The 16,620-nt window shown below is 49.8% G+C and carries 18 protein-coding genes; 6 read left to right on the top strand and 12 right to left on the bottom strand.

Annotated features, from left to right (window positions below; translation table 11 throughout):
• Nucleotides 1-21: 21 nt before the first annotated feature.
• Together moxJ and ACIDF8_RS05945 are read right to left on the bottom strand one after the other, a co-directional pair.
• Nucleotides 22-864, bottom strand: a complete 843-nt coding sequence (gene moxJ / locus ACIDF8_RS05950) for a methanol oxidation system protein MoxJ (protein ID WP_412009703.1) — start codon at nucleotides 862-864, stop codon at nucleotides 22-24.
• Nucleotides 865-963: 99 nt separating this feature from the next.
• The gene (locus tag ACIDF8_RS05945; protein ID WP_412009702.1) at nucleotides 964-2,760 is read right to left on the bottom strand and encodes a methanol/ethanol family PQQ-dependent dehydrogenase; all 1,797 of its coding nucleotides are present in this window, start codon (nucleotides 2,758-2,760) and stop codon (nucleotides 964-966) included.
• Between the two features lie 340 nt (nucleotides 2,761-3,100).
• On the opposite strand from ACIDF8_RS05945, the gene ACIDF8_RS05940 reads away from it, so the two are divergent.
• The 5 genes from ACIDF8_RS05940 to ACIDF8_RS05920 are packed head-to-tail and all read left to right on the top strand — an operon-like array spanning nucleotide 3,101 to nucleotide 7,606.
• The gene (locus tag ACIDF8_RS05940) at nucleotides 3,101-4,468 is read left to right on the top strand and encodes a histidine kinase (RefSeq protein ID WP_412009701.1); all 1,368 of its coding nucleotides are present in this window, start codon (nucleotides 3,101-3,103) and stop codon (nucleotides 4,466-4,468) included.
• On the top strand, nucleotides 4,455-4,808 hold the full coding sequence (locus ACIDF8_RS05935; RefSeq protein ID WP_412009700.1) for a hypothetical protein: 354 nt from the start codon (nucleotides 4,455-4,457) through the stop codon (nucleotides 4,806-4,808). Before ACIDF8_RS05940 ends, ACIDF8_RS05935 begins: the two co-directional genes overlap by 14 nt.
• 15 nt (nucleotides 4,809-4,823) lie before the next feature.
• A complete protein-coding gene (locus ACIDF8_RS05930) occupies nucleotides 4,824-5,456 on the top strand; it encodes a response regulator transcription factor (protein ID WP_194747401.1) in 633 nt (210 codons plus the stop codon).
• A gap of 16 nt (nucleotides 5,457-5,472) precedes the next feature.
• The gene (locus ACIDF8_RS05925; protein WP_412009699.1) at nucleotides 5,473-6,219 is read left to right on the top strand and encodes an ABC transporter permease; all 747 of its coding nucleotides are present in this window, start codon (nucleotides 5,473-5,475) and stop codon (nucleotides 6,217-6,219) included.
• Complete coding sequence (locus ACIDF8_RS05920; RefSeq protein WP_412009698.1) at nucleotides 6,212-7,606, top strand: DUF4350 domain-containing protein; 1,395 nt, start codon at nucleotides 6,212-6,214, stop codon at nucleotides 7,604-7,606. Before ACIDF8_RS05925 ends, ACIDF8_RS05920 begins: the two co-directional genes overlap by 8 nt.
• Before the next feature lie 238 nt (nucleotides 7,607-7,844).
• Here the strand turns inward: ACIDF8_RS05920 and ACIDF8_RS05915 are convergent, their stop codons facing one another.
• The 3 genes from ACIDF8_RS05915 to ACIDF8_RS05905 form a co-directional block, all read right to left on the bottom strand.
• On the bottom strand, nucleotides 7,845-8,138 hold the full coding sequence (locus ACIDF8_RS05915) for a hypothetical protein (RefSeq protein ID WP_412009697.1): 294 nt from the start codon (nucleotides 8,136-8,138) through the stop codon (nucleotides 7,845-7,847).
• Nucleotides 8,107-8,658: a ferritin-like domain-containing protein gene (locus tag ACIDF8_RS05910; protein WP_412009696.1), complete on the bottom strand. Its 552-nt coding sequence runs from the start codon at nucleotides 8,656-8,658 to the stop codon at nucleotides 8,107-8,109. The genes ACIDF8_RS05915 and ACIDF8_RS05910 overlap by 32 nt, the downstream gene beginning before the upstream one ends.
• A 389-nt stretch (nucleotides 8,659-9,047) precedes the next feature.
• Nucleotides 9,048-9,779 (bottom strand): Crp/Fnr family transcriptional regulator, encoded by a 732-nt coding sequence (locus ACIDF8_RS05905; protein WP_412009695.1) that lies wholly within the window; start codon nucleotides 9,777-9,779, stop codon nucleotides 9,048-9,050.
• Nucleotides 9,780-9,907: 128 nt separating this feature from the next.
• On the opposite strand from ACIDF8_RS05905, the gene ACIDF8_RS05900 reads away from it, so the two are divergent.
• On the top strand, nucleotides 9,908-10,309 hold the full coding sequence (locus tag ACIDF8_RS05900) for a BLUF domain-containing protein (RefSeq protein WP_412009694.1): 402 nt from the start codon (nucleotides 9,908-9,910) through the stop codon (nucleotides 10,307-10,309).
• Between the two features lie 228 nt (nucleotides 10,310-10,537).
• On the opposite strand, the gene ACIDF8_RS05895 is transcribed toward ACIDF8_RS05900, so the two are convergent.
• The 7 genes from ACIDF8_RS05895 to ACIDF8_RS05865 all read right to left on the bottom strand — a co-directional run bounded on the left by ACIDF8_RS05895 (nucleotide 10,538) and on the right by ACIDF8_RS05865 (nucleotide 16,617).
• On the bottom strand, nucleotides 10,538-11,080 hold the full coding sequence (locus ACIDF8_RS05895; protein WP_412009693.1) for a hypothetical protein: 543 nt from the start codon (nucleotides 11,078-11,080) through the stop codon (nucleotides 10,538-10,540).
• Between the two features lie 203 nt (nucleotides 11,081-11,283).
• The gene (locus tag ACIDF8_RS05890) at nucleotides 11,284-12,243 is read right to left on the bottom strand and encodes an EpsD family peptidyl-prolyl cis-trans isomerase (protein WP_412009692.1); all 960 of its coding nucleotides are present in this window, start codon (nucleotides 12,241-12,243) and stop codon (nucleotides 11,284-11,286) included.
• A 119-nt stretch (nucleotides 12,244-12,362) separates the two neighbouring features.
• A complete protein-coding gene (locus tag ACIDF8_RS05885; protein WP_412009691.1) occupies nucleotides 12,363-13,049 on the bottom strand; it encodes a CAAX prenyl protease-related protein in 687 nt (228 codons plus the stop codon).
• A gap of 49 nt (nucleotides 13,050-13,098) precedes the next feature.
• Nucleotides 13,099-13,773: a hypothetical protein gene (locus ACIDF8_RS05880; protein WP_412009690.1), complete on the bottom strand. Its 675-nt coding sequence runs from the start codon at nucleotides 13,771-13,773 to the stop codon at nucleotides 13,099-13,101.
• Between the two features lie 9 nt (nucleotides 13,774-13,782).
• Nucleotides 13,783-15,405 carry a putative porin gene (locus ACIDF8_RS05875; RefSeq protein WP_412009689.1) on the bottom strand — a complete coding sequence of 541 codons (1,623 nt, stop codon included), beginning with the start codon at nucleotides 15,403-15,405 and terminating at the stop codon, nucleotides 13,783-13,785.
• Nucleotides 15,406-15,498: 93 nt separating this feature from the next.
• Nucleotides 15,499-16,203, bottom strand: coding sequence for a TonB C-terminal domain-containing protein (locus tag ACIDF8_RS05870; protein WP_412009688.1), 705 nt, complete (start codon nucleotides 16,201-16,203; stop codon nucleotides 15,499-15,501).
• A gap of 9 nt (nucleotides 16,204-16,212) precedes the next feature.
• Complete coding sequence (locus ACIDF8_RS05865) at nucleotides 16,213-16,617, bottom strand: ExbD/TolR family protein (RefSeq protein WP_194747416.1); 405 nt, start codon at nucleotides 16,615-16,617, stop codon at nucleotides 16,213-16,215.
• Nucleotides 16,618-16,620 lie beyond the last annotated feature (3 nt).

The following is a 16,620-nucleotide window of genomic DNA, read 5'->3' as shown; positions in this document are numbered from 1 at the left end:
TAATTAACAAAACAGTGTGGCTTATTGCAGACTCAATAGAGGAATACCTTCATCCTTAAGGATGGCAGTTATCTCTGCGCCATGCGCATCAATCACACGATTCAAAGCATCCACCAGCTCGGGGTGCTGCTTGCTGACACCCATGACCACGTTGTAGTGCATGGGGATTTTTTCACCGTTGGTTTTTTTGGCGGTATCTTCGACAATCACCATATTCAACGGCACTTCGGAAGCACGCACATACCGCGCAGCTTCTGGCGCCCACAACATCGCCATATGCAGGTGCATATTGGCCACATCATTCACCAGCCGTGACGGCTCGACGTGAATGTAACGGTTGCGGGTGGACTGGAAATTCTGGATTTCAGTAAAGTAGTCAAACATGTCGTCAAAACGGTTGATTTGCAGCAACATGTTTTTGCCAGGGCTATCCGGCATGACACCGATACGGAAGTTTTTCTCTTTCAGGTAGGGATGATCCCAGGAGGTCACATCAATTTCACGGTCTTTACGTGTGATAAACACATAGGCCGACCGATAATAAGGTTTGGTCGTCAGTACACGCGGATCATTCGGATCGGTGCCTATCAACACATCACATTTACCTGCTTCCATGTCTTTTTGCAGGGTGAGTGGATTGGTCCACCAGAAATAGTTGATTGGCAGATTCATGGCCTTGCCAATCACAGTTGCAATCTTGTTTTCAAAGCCCTCTTGCTTGTCATTTGAAAAAGGCAGCTCGGACTTACCAGCACAGACATTGAGCGCATTTGCAGCCACGGCAGGCAACGCCAACAGACTGAATGCCAAGGTGAGACAGGCGCTAACCCAGCCAGCACGGACTCGTTTTACATCAGGAAACATATTTGCTCTCTTCACTCTAGGGGCTGAGAACAGGGTGACCGGCCCGCCTTGCAGCTGACGGCCACCCTGCACACTACATCAACAGGTTCAGGACTTGAATTACAGGCTGAACACCATCAGGCCACCGCCCATTTGTGTGTGGTTTTGCAGTTCTTTGAACGCACCAACCGCACCCAAACCAGCACTTGGGTCTGTCAGGTCAAACACCAGACCAACACCAGGCCAGCCGCCAACACCGTACATGCTGCCGACGTATTGTTTACCCTTGAAGGAGTAAGTCATAGGAGATCCGATACCACCAGATGGCATCTTGAAGTTCCACAGTTCTTTACCGTCTTTGTTATCCAAGGCTTTCAGGTAACCGTCCAGTGTTGCGTACCAAACCAGGCCACCTTTGGTGTACAAAGTACCGCCCCAAGCTGCGAATTTCTCCCACTTGGTCCATTTGGCTTTACCAGTGGTCAAGTCAAATGCACGGATCTGACCCATTTCTTTCTTGGTTGGGCCATTCGGGCCAGGGTACATCGCCAGAGTTGCACCGACGAAGAACTGACCGGCACGGTATGGCAGCATGAACGGCTCCCAGTCCATACAAATGTGGTTCAGGCCTGCGTACAAGGTACGGCTTTCTGGGTCGTAAGAGTCAACCCCCTGGTTGTGGAAGCCCATCGCAGATGGACAAATGTTGGTGCCTTTGTGGTCCATACGGGTGGCAAACTCTGGATCACGCACTGGTGTGCCTGATTTCAGGTCCACTTTCTTGAACACGTTCACGGCTGGGTCGACTTTTTCAGCCACGATCAGCTTGCCGTTTTCACGGTTCAGCGTGTACAAGATACCGTTACGGTCAATGTGGCTCAGCAGCGGTGTCATCTTGCCGTCAACCGGTTGGTCAGTCAGTACCATCTGGTTCACACCAGCAAAGTCCCACTCGTCATGCGGGGTCTTTTGGTAACCCCATTTCGCCATCCCGGTGTCGAGGTCACGACCCCAGATAGTCATGGTCCATTTGTTGTCGCCAGGACGCATGGTTTCGTTCCATGGTGCCGGGTTGCCGGAACCGTAGTAGAACAGGTTCAACTTAGGATCGTAAGCATACCAACCCCAGTTAGTACCGCCACCGATTTTCCAGGCATCGCCTTCCCAGGTTTTGAGGCCCAGGCCAAATTGACCGTAGTGTGGGTTTTCTTTGTTGAAGTCTTTTGCCAAACGGATGGACTCGTCAGAACCGGTTGCGAACGCACGCCATTTCAGTTCACCTGTTTTCAGGTCCAAAGCGTTCACCGCACCACGCACACCCAGCTCAGCACCAGAGCAACCGATCAATACGGTGTCTTTGGCGACAAACGGTGCCTGTGTCAATGTCTGGCCGACTTTCGGATCACACATTTCCACTTCCCAGTTCACCTTACCGGTTTTTGCATCCAACGCCAGTACATGACCATTGGCTTGTTTCTTCACGATTTGACCCGCGCCGTAAGCCAGACCACGGTCTACCACGTCACAGCACATCACTGCTTTGGTAGAAGCGTCTTGCTTAGGTTTGTGTTGCCAAACAATTTTGCCTGGATCGTTCAGGTTCAAAGCATAAGTATTGTTTGGGAAGGCAGAGTGGATGTACATCATGTCACCGATGACCAATGGCGCACCTTCGTGACCATTGAGCACACCGGTGGAGAATGACCACGCTGCCTTAACGTTTTTAACGTTGGATTTGTTGATTTGCGCCAACGGGCTGTTGTGCTGGCTATAGTAGCCACCGGTCGCGACCGGCCAAGCGCCTGGGGTGTTCAATGCCTTGTCCAGGTCCGCATCCGCAAATGCCAGACCAGAAACGCTGGCAAACAAGCCTCCAACCAAAGCGCCTACCAAGGCACGTGTTGAATTGTTTTTCATACGATCTCCTAATCTCTCAAGAATGAGTTTGATGTGTTGTTGCAGTCACCCCCCCCGAATGCTGCACTTCACGACCGAAATTGTTAATAATTTGTAACATCGGCAACAGATGAAACATTCCCTATCATCTATTCAAGAATTCATCCGCGCATCACAACTGACAACGGGAATCTTTCACTACAGCCCGTATGGCGATGTGGTCTATAGTTGCGGACGTTGTTAGCTCACATTGGCCGCGCGCAGTCGCTTCGCGCAGATTGACGGTCATCCGAGTGAATGACGGGTGTCGTTCACACGGGCTAACTGAATCCTTCAAGTCATGCATTCATATCATTGGTCTATGCCATTCATTTCGGTCTTTCATCGACTTGGCCATCTCAGTCGGGCCAGTCGCGACACGCTCATCGTGATCGCAGGCGTGGCGGTCACGTTTGTCCTGTCCTCCAGCTTCGACCTGGCCGAACGCATCAATGCCTGGCTACTCACTTATGAATATGCACAACTGGACGAAATCCCGCTGACGCTGTTTGTCATGGTGTTGCTGAGCGTGTGGTTTAGCCAGCGCCGCTGGCGTGAGATTCATGCGGAAATCCAGCGCCGCAAGCTGACTGAAGCCCAACTGAGCAGCAGCCAGCAGTTGTATAAAACCTTGTTTGATGGCGACCTGACCGGCAATGTGGTGCTGGACCTGGAAGGCAATATCGGCATGCACAACCGTGCGTTTGCACGGATTTGCCGCCCGCTCAGCCACAACCGCAATACGCGGGAGCTGTTCAGTTTTGACTGGCTGCCTTTTATCGTGCAATTGCAACAAGCACAGGAAATCAACTTCACCAAACTGCAAATCCGCCGCCCGGATGGCCTGCCTTGCTATGTGAGTGCCCGCTTTGTTTACCTGGCACCCAGCGATAACCAGGCCGCACAAATTCATGGGTATCTGGTAGATATGACCGAGCAATGCTTGGTCGAGCAAGACCTGGAACGCACCTTGAAAGAAAACCGGGTGCTGGCGCGCCATGCCATGCAGGTGCAAGAGCATGAGCGCAAATACATCGCCAGCGAAATCCATGATGAAACCGGGCAATACCTGACCGCCATCCGCATGGATGCGCTTACCTTGCAAAAAAGCACGCCTGAGCAGGCGCATGTGATTGCCGTCAGAATCGCCTCCAATACCCAACATGTGCAGCAATCCATCCGAGCGTTGATCAAGCATCTGCGGCCTCCCGCGCTAGATTTGCTGGGTTTGGTCGGCGCCATCGAGCGACTGGTGAATGACTGGAAAAAACTCAATCCGTCTGTGGATTGCCATTTGATGCTGGATACCGGCGAGTATGCCTTGAGCGAAGATATCAATATCGTCGCCTTCCGCGTGACGCAAGAGGCACTGACCAATGTCGCACGCCATGCCCAGGCCACCGAGGTGTGGATCGATTTGCAGGTGATGCAGCGTCAGGACAAAGCCTGGTTACAGATTGAAATACGGGACAATGGCAAAGGCATGGACACGACCCTGGCAAGCGAAGGCGTCGGCCTGGTCGGTATGCGCGAACGCATCGAATCGCTGCACGGCAGCTTCAAATTGATGAGCGGCTTGCAAGCCGGTACCTTGATTACGGGCATGTTGCCCTTACCCATCCCCAAGCAGGCGGCGCCTGCCTCTTCCTTACCTAACAACCCGGGAGTCAATGACTATGCAACCTCTTAAATGGCCAGGCCTGATCGTCCTGCTGTTCCCTTTTTCGCTCGCAGCCAAAGACCTGAATACGCAAGAACAACCTTTTTTGCACGCTTATAGTGGCAAATCGCGCCAGTATGTCGAAGAGGAACTGGGCAAACCGGTGAAAAAAGAAGTGGCCGTTAAACCCCATAACGCCGACCAGATCCTGCAGGAAAAAGGGCAAGCGACCGCAGGCGAAAGTGACAACGTTGAAATGTGGTACTACCAGGGCAAGATTCAATATGCGCCAAACAAATACTTCAATACCGCCGAGCTCACCTTTGCCAATGACAAATGTGTGAACATCACCTTTGCCAACAAGAAGTAAGGAGTCAGACACGCCATGGCTAAAGTAATGATCGCAGATGATCACGCCATGCTCAGGCAAGGCTTGCGGACCATGCTGGAGCAGGCCAATCACCAGGTCACGCAGGATGCCTTGAGCGGCGAAGAAGCCTGCTTGCTGGTGGAAAAGAATCACCCTGATTTGCTGATTCTGGACCTGGACATGCCAGGCATAGGCGGGCTAGAAACGCTCAAACGCATTTTGCACCGCAAGCCGCAAATGCGCGTGCTGATTTTCAGCATGCATGACGACTGCATTTATGCCACACGCGCGATCCAGGCTGGGGCCCGCGGCTATGTGACCAAAACTGAGCCGCCAGAAGTAGTGCTGGAAGCGGTGCAGAAAATCCTCAAGGGTGGCCGCTACATTAATAACGAACTGGCGCAGAGTTTGTCCATGTACCACCTGGAAAGCCAGGAAAACCCGATCCAGAAACTCTCGCCACGCGAGTTTGAGGTGTTCAGGCGCATTGCCCAGGGTGAGGCACTGGCAGCGATTGCCAAAGCCATGCACATTGGCTACAAAACGGTGGCGAATATCCAGACCAGTGTGCGGCAAAAGCTAGGCGTCGAAACCACTGGCCAGCTGGTGCATATTGCCGTGCGTTTCGGCATCATCAAGGGACTATAAGCGCAGGGGGATTGCCATGATTCTGGTCATTGCACGCAAAGAATTACGCAGCCTGTTTGCCACGCCCATGGGCTGGCTGGTGCTGGCGATTTTCCAGGCCATTGTCGGCACTTATTACAGCCTGAGTTTTAACCAGTATTTTGAGATCATGCAAAGCGCACACTGGCAGGTGCAACGCATCGGCCTCACCCAGTTTATGGCAGAAGGGGTGTTTGGCGTGGCAGCAGTGCTGATGCTGTTTGTGGTGCCGTTGGTGAGCATGAAGCTGATCAGTGAGGAGCGCAAAAACCAGACCATGGCCTTGCTCATGAGCGCGCCGCTCAGCATGAGTGAGCTGATTCTGGGCAAGCTGCTCGGCATCATCAGCTACCTGAGCCTGCTCATTGTCAGCATGGTACTGATGATTGCTCTGCTGCTGCCCTGGGCCGAGATTGACCTGCCCTATCTGCTCACGCATGCCTTTGGACTGTGGTTGCTGATGCTGGCCAGCAGTGCGCTGGGTTTGTATATCTCTTGCCTGACCGCCAACCCTATCCTGGCCGCATTTTGCAGCTTGACCGTACTCACTTTTTGGCTCTTGCTGGACAAGTTTTTCAGCGACGATGCCCAGGCCCTGTTTCATGATTTTTCACTGATGCAGCATTACCGCCAGTTTGCGCTGGGCATCCTCAATAGCTACGACATCCTGTTTTTTGTCTTGTTTGCCGGCTTTTTTGTGCTGCTGGCGATCCGGCGTTTGCATGCGGACCGACTGTATGGCTAATTCATCCAAAGACACATCCACCGTTCCTCGTTTGCGCCAGCGCCTTGCCCACTGGTGGCAGCATCAACTGGCCGTGCCTGCGCTGCTCATGCTGGCCCTGGGATTGGGCTGGCTGGCCTGGCAGTTTCATGCCACGGCAGATACCACACACAATCATCGCAATACGCTCTCGGCTGCCAGCCAGCAAGTGCTGCACGCGCTGCCTGGGCGCATAGAAATTATCGCCTTTTGCAGCAACAGCCCGTTCAAAGGCCGCTATTTCCGCAAGTCGATTGTGGCGCTGGTACAGCGCTACCAGCAGCAACACCGCGGCATCCACCTGCAATTTATTGACCCGGGCAGCGCACCAACGCTGGCTAGAGAGTGGCAGATTAAAAAAGAAGGCGAAATGCTGATCCGTTATGCAGGCCAGCAGCAACGCCTGTACTTGCCCTACACCGAAGAAGCGTTTACCAATGCCTTGCTCAGCCTGCAGCACGGTGAACGCGCCCCCCTGCAATTCCTCACTGCCCATGCCTTGCATGACACACATGGCACTGGCTTGAGCCAATTGGCACAAGCGCTGCAAAACGCAGGCGTCCCCGTCCTGACCGGAGACCTGCCAGCCACGGCAGCGAAAACCTTACCAAGCTTGGTCCTGGCAGGCAGCGACCAGCCCTACGCCCCCGCACAAGTCGCGGCCATCCGCCAACATGTGCAGCAAGGCGGCAACCTGGTTTGGCTCACGGCAGACCCCGAGACTCAGGGCTTGCAGGCGCTGGCCCAAGACCTGCGCCTGACCATTAGCCCAGGCATAGTCATTGATCCCGTCAACCGCCAGTTTGATATTCCGCTACATGATTTGAGCACCCAGCGCTATGGCGCCCGCGGACCGACCCAGGAATTTGCCTTGCGCACCTTCTTCAACCAGGCGCACGCGGTAGCGCACCAGCGCATCCCAAATGACCCGTGGCAAAGCCTGCCGCTAGTGGCAGCCGCAGAGCAAGGCTGGGTGAGCGAGAGCTATCAGCCCGCCCATCCGGCGTCCACCATGACCTTCAATCCCACCAAAGATACGCCGGGCCCGGCCACGCTGATGCTGGCATTGGAAAAACCCCTAGCCTCGGGCAACAAACAACGCATTCTGGTGATTGCGAGCCCAGACTTTTTTTCTAACCAGCAAATCCAGCGCGGCGGCAACCTGGCACTCAGTCTGCAAAGCCTGCAATGGGTGGTGAATAACCAGCCTACCGTCAGTCTGCCGGTGACGCCGCTGCGCGATACCGTGATTGCATTACCAACGCAACGTACCTGGCTTATGCTGCTGTTTAACGGGTTTCAGTTTGGGCTGCCATTGGCCTTGCTGCTCGCTGGCGGCTGGGCCTGGCGCAGAAAACAGCGCGCTTAAGGAAGGTAAGTGCATACAGAAGATTGAGGGGGCGTTTGATAACCGCAAGATCTTCACTTAGATGGATGATTGAATCTATTTCATGCGGCGGACTGTAAACAGTCCGTCCTACACGAGCTGCACGATGATCAGGTCTACCATACGCTTAGAAAGACCCTAAAGATAAAAGCCCACTTTGTCACCCATCGGCCTTTATACAAATTCAGTGCGGTGTGGTGGTTAAGTCGTCATACCAATTCTAATCGTGGTCACTTTCAATTTCATTTTTAATTGCTTCTCTTGCCTCCTCAACTTTTATAGAGAACTGCTCTAGTGTGACGTCGATTTTTTCTCCCGCTTTTTCGACTTTATTATCTATTTGCCTGCCTATAACCTCAGCATTCTCATGCTTTTTACAGCTGGAGATCATGATCAATGTGACGATTAATAACACGCTTGTCTTAAGTGAACACAATGTCATCATCTGCTTCCTAACAAATAAAAATGCTGCGATTGGATAGCTAAGCAACCTTGAGCCAATCTGATAATTCATCGGCATGCTCTTCTTCTTGAGCGAGGATCTTTTCTAACATGACACGCGTTGTCGGGTCGCTATCGCCGATATAACTAATCAATGCATGATATGTATCGATTGCGATGCGCTCAGCCACTAAATTCTCCTTAATCATTTCTTTCAATGCCTGGCATGGTACATAATCGGCATGACTGCGACGTGTTAAGGTTTCTGGTGAAAAATCTGGCTCTCCGCCAAGTTGAACGATACGCTCAGCAATCAGATCTGCATGGGATAGCTCTTCTTGTGCATGTAAATTAAATTCACTCGCAATAGAATTGGAGTGGATGCCAGTTGCGGTGAAATAATGGCGTTTGTAACGAAGTGCACACACAATTTCTGTTGCTAACGAAGCGTTAAGTAATGCGATCACCTCATCAACGTTTCCTTTGTATGAAGAGGTCTTTGCGCCGTCTTCTACATGTTTTCTTGCATTCTCTTTGATTTTCTTAATGTCCAAATTCAATGAAGCACTAGTTTTTCTTGTATCTTTTTTCATTCACTTACACCTCAAAAATTAGTGGAAAAAGAAATAAATAATCAGCAATAAAAGTCCTGGTACTCCCAAAAGCCAAGCCAACACGTATTTACCCATTGCATTCTCCTTAGTGATTTAAGACGACTAAAATGATTTAGTGAAAATTGAGCGTTATATGCATGATGCTTTTTTTTGTGGATGCTTGTTATCGGCAAAAAGGTCAAAGTGCTGTCAGAATCCACTGTCATTTACCACCTGGATAACGCTCATAGCGTCTGTGTCTATGTGATCAACAGTGAAAAAGGTCAATTGACCCTTGTAGGAATGGCTTTATTGACTATAAAGGATGCCACCAATTGAAACGAGTGCTTCAATCTTTCGTTTTTGTGCATGGCTCCATGCGTAATGATTTAGACTAATGGCCTTTGTCTTAAAGGCAAGGAATAGTAGTCTGCAAGTTTCTTCAATTTCTCATATTGTTTGATGATCAATCGTTGACCATCAAACTCAAACAACTCCATTTTCTTAAGTTTTGCCAACGATTTGTTCGTATGAACCAATGACAATCCCATCGCGTCAGCGATGTGTTGTTGCGTCAGTGGAAAATCAAATCCTTTGGATTCGACTAATCCAAGTTGAGCTGCCCGTTTGTATAAACTAATGAATAAGAGAGATATCCTCTCGGTCGCATTTCGTTGTCCAACAGAAACTAAGTTTTCATCCACAATTAATTCATTGTGGGCAGCTAGCCAGGTTAAATCGTGAGCAAGATAAGGGAAGTTTTTGTAGAGACGCATTAAATGCTGTTTAGGAAAAACACAAACCGTGCAATCTGTGAGGGCTTCAACGCCATATTGCATGGGCTTATCCAGCTCTGCCTGCAACCCTGTAAAATCCCCAGGAAGCAAGATATTTAGAATTTGTCTTCTACCGTCTGATAAGGTGCTGTAGCGGAATGCCCATCCGCTCTTTATCGTATAAAGCTCATTTGAGGTCTCACCCTCAAGCGTTAATAACGCATGGCTGCTTAATGAAATTTCTCTGGTTTTAAATTGATTGATAAAGTTTAATGTTTTGCTGCTGACTGTTGTAAAACAATCCAAATTTCTAAGCTGACAAGTTTTGCAATCGTTAGTCTTCATATTAATTAATACAATAAATTAAAGTTATTTTAAAATAATTCACACGACTATGTCTTTTCACGTAGCAAATCTTGAATAACAACGTAGTATCAAACGCATCATAACGGCAACCACGGAAAACGACAAAAATGAGCCAATTTTTTCACTTCGCATATCTCAGCAAACTCAGTCCAGAATATGATGCCATGGTGATTTCAGACATCATCAAGCAGTCAAGAAAAAACAATCTCCGTGACAAGTTAACTGGCGTATTAATTTACGATGGAGAGCGTTTTTTTCAATATATTGAGGGTCCAAGAGCGTCTGCACTTGCCCTATTAAATCGTCTAAGAAATGATGTGCGTCATGTTGATATGTTGGTTTTATTCGAAAGCGAACATTGCTCAAATCGCTTTTATGATGATTGGCATTTAGCTTATACCTACGACGACCAAAATAAATCGATTGATGCGCTTATTACGGATAATTATGACGAAGCACTCAGTAAGATTCAAAGTTTAAAAAAGGAAATGGATTTTGCGCCTGAATAAATGATTGAGCGCTTGGATAAGCGCCAGATCATCCTTTATCACGCTGCATGCTAATGATCATGCTCTCGGGATGGGCTTAGCGCAGGAAGCAGCGCTCTTCAGACCAGGTAGTGGCTTTCAGAGAGTTGAGGGAACGCTTTATAAGCGCAAAATCATCTCTTAACTTAAGCTGATGATTGAGTCTATTTCATACGGCGAGTCCTCCCTACACGGACTAAAGTTGCTATCTTATTTATCCTTTTTAACATTTAAAAAGCTATAAAACCGTGGGTAGCAAATTGCAAGCAACCCTAATATGAAAAAAACTATTGAAAGAGGATGAAAATTAATCAACCATAAATCTTGGTAATGTTTAAGGACTTCATTTTTTGAATAGCAGTCAACTGTCTGACCATTATGTTTAACTTCAACGACCATATAATCTTTGGCAAATATGCCACCAATATTCCTAGCAAATAAAACTTGTACAGGGACTTGCTCACTGATAAGCGCAAGAGTTTCACGCGTTTCACAAAAGGACGCGTTGTTGACACCAAATTGACCGTAGCTGTAAGAAAACCAGGGATATATGTACACATCATGATCAAAAACGGTTTTATTTTTATGAGGATTTGGAACTCTAATTACATATTTGCCACCTCTGACGTGTCTTTTTTCTATTACCCCTGAAATTGTGAAAGTGTCATCCATATCCAAGCTTATTTTTGGCATATACCAAAACGTTGCCCAAATAAGCGTTAGCACTAACTTTAGAAGAGTTTTTTTGTTCACATCAATAGCCTTCTAGTGTGGACTCGTCTACAGTCCGCCGTATGTTTTGACTTCGTCAACTGATCAATCTTCATAACGCAAACGCCCTTCCATGTCGATTAAACACCGGCATCTACATGCCTCGTATAGCGTATAAAAAAGCCCCGCAATTGCAGGGCTTTTGTTGATGCGACAGGTCTGCCGCCCGATTGGCGAGTCTATGCTTACAAACCAGACAGGCCTTTTTCAATCGCCTGATTGTGTGCAGGCTCTGTTGGCGAAGCGGGTGCAACGGCTGCCGGCTCTGGTTTGGCTGCTGGGACTGCAGGGGCAGGGGTGTCAGCGTTCAGAGTCATTTTGGAGAAATCGCCATAAAACTCGACTTTGGCTTCTTTGCGCAAACTGGCAACTTCGTTTTTAATCAGGGTTTGCTGACCGGAGTTGACCAGGAACTGTTGGATCACCGGTTTGGCATTGTCAAAATTGACTGGCTGGCGGTCAACTTTGGCCAGATACAGCAACACCAGCGCTTGTGGGCTTTTAACCACCAAGGTATCGCCGGCTTTCAATGCGTTAAGCTGCTTGAGCAACTCGAGTGGCAACTGTTCGGCGGCTTTGCGGCTGGCATTTACGTTAAAGACGTATTTATTGTCTTGCAGCCATTTAGCAATATCTTCCGGCGTTTTGGCGGCATTAATGCCTGCTTCAATTTCGCTAACGTGTTGCGTGCCATCTTTCACGGCAAATTCCTGGATCACATACACATTACGCTCACTGAATAATTCTGGATGCGTGTCATAAAACTTTTGAATCTCATCGGCAGAAGGCGTGGCCTGCTTGGATGCCACTTTTTGCATATAAGCTTGCGCTAACACTTGCTGCTTGGTGGCCTCAAGCACTTGTAACACGTTAGGATCACGGTCCAGTTTTTCATCTACAGACTTTTGCTTGAGCAATTCCATGTCTACCATTTGCTGCAACACTTTTTCAGACGCGGCTTTCACTTGCGACTGGTCCAGCTTGCCCAATTTGGACAAGGCAAAATTCAGCTGGTGAACGGTAATTTCACTACCATTCACCTTAGCAACCACCTGGGAGCCGCCTTTGCTGGCTTCATCATGTTTGCTGCAACCAGCCATTACCAGCATCAGTGCTGGTACGATCAATGCGATTTTCTTCATCATCACCCTTTAATATTCGCTATTTTTAACTTCTGTTGCGATCACTCGCAACCTGATAACGGTTTTTAATCCGCCGTCTTGAGCAAGACGCGCTGTTCAAGACAAACACTTACACACTCGGTTCACCAATATTGCCAATGGTCTCCAAACACTACCCACGCCCCTAAGAGCGCATTGGTGGTGACATGCGCAATGATAGCGACCCAGAGCACCTGGAAATGACGGTATAACCAGGAATATACCAATCCTGCCAACAACCCTGCAAACCAGAGCTGATGCTCCACAGCGAATAATACGCTACTTAGCAGGATTGCATAAGTCGTGACTGCGGCAGGTGACACAGTCATAAAATCGTTCGCATCCAGCCTGCGCATCAGATACGAACGCCAGAAAAGCTCTTCTATCACCGGCACAACAAATGCCGAGCCTGCCCAACGGCAACCCAACCAGAACCAGTCAGCGCTGGTCTGCATAGGCATCGCTGCAGCATTCTGGGTTTCGCTGCCACCCAGCCAGCCAGGATAAGGCGCAATCCACAGCACAAACACCAGCACGCCCGCCAGCAAAGCAACCCCGATCTGCGTGCCCGCAGGCTTGTCGCTCAACTCGCGATAATCGGTTTTAAAGTAGAACAGGAGCCACAAAGCTAGCAAGCAGCGACACAAATACGACGCTTGGGCCGCCACCCCCAGCGCGGTGAAGAGCTCCACCAACCATGGCTGCAAGGCCAATAGCAGAATAAAGCCGATAAACGGAAAGATACGTGCGCATTCTGCACGCGTGAACCAGTGATCAATTAAACGCATCATGCAGGCAAGCCTATCATCAAACCGTCTACCTGCCTATGCTGGAAGCCACTTAAGGCGTTGCAACTTTGTCGGCCTTGTTTTCAAGCAACTGACTGTGCTTTTCTTGCAGGATGTTTTCCAGCTCAACCCGCTTGAGTTGAAAAAACGGTTCTGAACGCATGACTTTTTGATAAAAACTGGCATTGTCATACAAATCCACCAACTCGTGCCCATAAGCATACAAGCGGCTGTTTTTTTCTTCACAGCTGGTCAGCTTCTGGTGGCTGTCACTCACTTTGGAGAGCAACTGTTTACGTTGCTGCTCATTGCTCTCTTGCGTCGCATGTGCAAGCTTGAGCTGTTGCTCGGCGGCTTCAAGTTGCTGCATTTTTTCGGCAAGTTGGGTTTGCAACTGTTTGAGTTGTGTGGATAACGCATCTTTCTCCTGCATCAGTTTCTGGTTGTCAGACTGCAGATGCTGATTGCGTTTGACCTCGCCTTGCAATTTGGCTGAATGTGAACGCTGAGCAGATTGTGCCTGGTCCAGCGCTTGCGCCAAGCCCTTTTTCTCTTGCTCAAACTGCGATTGCAAAGCAGATTTTTCCGCCTCCATATCCTGCTTCATTTTTTGCATCAGGATGGCGGCACGTTTGGCCGATTTATCCTGCTTTTCGGCGGCAGCGGTTGGTTCGGCATGGAATCCAAGCAAGCTCAGGCTAAGCAGGAGTGACAAGATGAGTTTCATACAATCCCTTTAGAACCGGCCATTAAAGTCGAGGAAGAAGGTATCCACTGAAAATGGCAAGCCTGAAATTTCATCAGCACTGACGTATCTTGAAGATAACCAGGCATTTTTACCCAAGCCGTATTGACCGCCCACAAAAAAGCCTTTGGCATCGGTGCCGCCAAGCCGGAAGTTAGAGTCTGTGAACCCATCAATCATGGCGTCTCGCTCCAGGCGACGGTAGCCACCAAATACTTGCCAGTCATGCAGCTTTTTAATCAGAGGATTACCCACCATAAGTGAGAGTTCATAGCCCTCATTTTCTTTTTTATACAGGTTGCCGGTACGGCGCAAAATCTCCTGTTGATCAAAGCCGATGTTTTGCACATAAGCCCCATGCAAGATGACATGGACCGGGTCAAATGTTGCCAGGTCAACCTCGCCAGTGAAGTTGATCAACTGAAACTTGGAAGCCAGTCCACAAGGCCCTGTGTCACCACAAAGGTTGCCATTCAGACCATCAATACTGAATGTGCTATTGCCTTTTTGGCGCCACAGCGGCGCGGTACCGGCATACTTGAGACTGTCATTGACCGGGTTACGCTCGCCTTCTATGTTTTTAAAATCATAGTAGGCCACACCTAATTTAACCTTGGTGTCATTGCTGGCAGTCCACTCGATGCCGCCCTGCGCAGCATAAAGCCATTTGTCTCTGGCTTTGTTCGTGTCCGAGGACTCGATCTCTTCGATTGGGAAAGCACCAACGGTAGAGAATACACGCCAGTGATTGTTGATCGCTGGGTTAGCTCGCGCTGTAAAACCATCAAAAGCGAGATCAGGATCCCAGAGCAAGTCAGTATTGAATGTCGGGTTACCGGTAAAGAATGGGTTGGCAAAACGCCCGCCAGTCAATGTTAGCCAGTCATAAGGTTTGCCTTCAAGAAAAGCGCGATCCAGGCCAAATACAAACTTGCCTTGCGAAAACCCTTCCGTCTGGTTAGGTGTGACTGGTGTTTGCAGCATGCCGGTGGTAAAGCGGATGCCGCCGTTCAACCACTCATTGATCTTTAAATTAGCGCCGAATAAAGCCCGGATACGCTGGCGATCACGGTCTTCAGTGGTATTGTTCACGCTGCTCATGTTTTGGACTTCACTCGTACGCAAAAACACAGGCGGCGTGTTGAACTCATTGAACATATCTTCCTGATAGCGCAAACGCAGAGCGCCGGTCCATTCGACGCGGTCAATCCACTCAGGAATCCCTAACCGCTCGCCGGCCTTGTAATTGAGCTTTTTCATCACCTCTTGCTCAATCTCAGCCCGCATTTCGTTTTTGACATGTTCAGGCACATATTGCACGCGGATCGCTTTCGACTGCGTCGCTACAGGGGGCGCCTCTGGTGCCGCAGCTTCGGCAACACTGGCCGCTTCTTCCTGCGCTTTTTGTTTGGCGGCTTGCGCTTGCTTGAGCAGAGCATCCGCTTTTTCTTTAGAAAGTACACCCTCTTGTACCAGCAACTCGATCAAATTCATGGTGGTGGCACGCACCTCTTCCAGTGATTCACGTTCACCGGCGAGTACACCCTGCGCTTGCGTGCCAAACAGGCCGGCCACCAGCCATGGAATCATCCAGTTCTTTGCTTTTATCTTCATATCTTTCCCTAGTTACTTTCGCTCTTTACCAAGAGGCTCTTTACTGCGAGGCTTGCGATCAATCTTGATTAACGCTGTTGTGTGTTCCGTACTTCATGACATGTTTTTTGAGGCCATTCTGACGATGACCTTTCTTGGCATATCCTCTGGCGCCGACTCTTTCAACGGCGGAATCCGGCTCAATACTTTGCGGATCAAGGCATCGGTTTCAGCATCGCCACTGGAGTCAATCAATTCCGCATGGTCAATGTCGCCCTGGGCGTTTAAAAACACCCTGACATCGACCTGATACTTCACTTTGCTCAGTCCACTTTCGGCATCCAGCGCTTTTTTGATTTGCGCATCCACCTTGTTGGTAAACCAGGCAAATGCGGCCATATTCTTTTTGCCGCCAATTTTGGGGCCAGTGGTGACGTCGCCCCCCTTGTACTCATTATTCACGGCACCGGACTGGAAAGGACTTGGGCCATCTCCAGCCGCGCCCTCCATCTTGAGGTTCTCTGCCGGTGGTGCTTCAACGGGCTTCGGTTCAGGTTCCTTGGGCGCTTCTTTTGGCTGCTCTTTCGGCGTTTCCTTGGGCGGCTCCTTAGGGGGTGGCGGCGGGGGCGGAGGCGGCGTATCCGGCAGCAACTTCACAGTAGTGATTTGTTTTTTCTGTGTCGGCCCACCCGAGAACAATTTCTTGATGCCATAGGCGATACCGGCCAACACCGCCAACACCAGCACCAAGATCAGGATGCGGGTTGCCCACAGGCGTGCAGGTTGCACCTGGGTGTCCGTGGAAAGGTTATCTTCCATCTCCATCCCCTAGGTCCCGATCTTGCCGGTGACCAGGCCGACGTTTTCAATTTGCAGGCGGTTGACCAGGTCAATCACGCCAATCACGCCGGCATAAGGCGCTTGCGGCTGGCCTTTGATCATGACGTTGAATTTCGGGTCCATGGCCTTGGCCTGATTCAGCTGGGTTTCCAGCTCGGCCATGGTCACGCCAACCCCATTGATGGTTAGCGTGCCGCCCTGCTGCACCTGCACGATTTTGATGTCGTGTTTTTCGGTGCTGGGCTTGTTAGACGGTTTGGGCAGATTCATGGTCAGGCCTTGCACGCCCGCCGTGGTCATCAGGATAAAAATCACCAGCAGCACATAGGCCAGGTCCAACATAGGCGTGATGTTGATGGTGTCGTATGGTTGAGCGTCGTTCTGGACTTGCATGGC

This window comes from Methylophilus sp. 3sh_L (assembly GCF_046766015.1).
Classification (GTDB): domain Bacteria; phylum Pseudomonadota; class Gammaproteobacteria; order Burkholderiales; family Methylophilaceae; genus Methylophilus.
The sequence above is the reverse complement of the archived record's forward strand: the minus strand, read 5'-3'. Positions and strand labels throughout refer to the sequence as shown.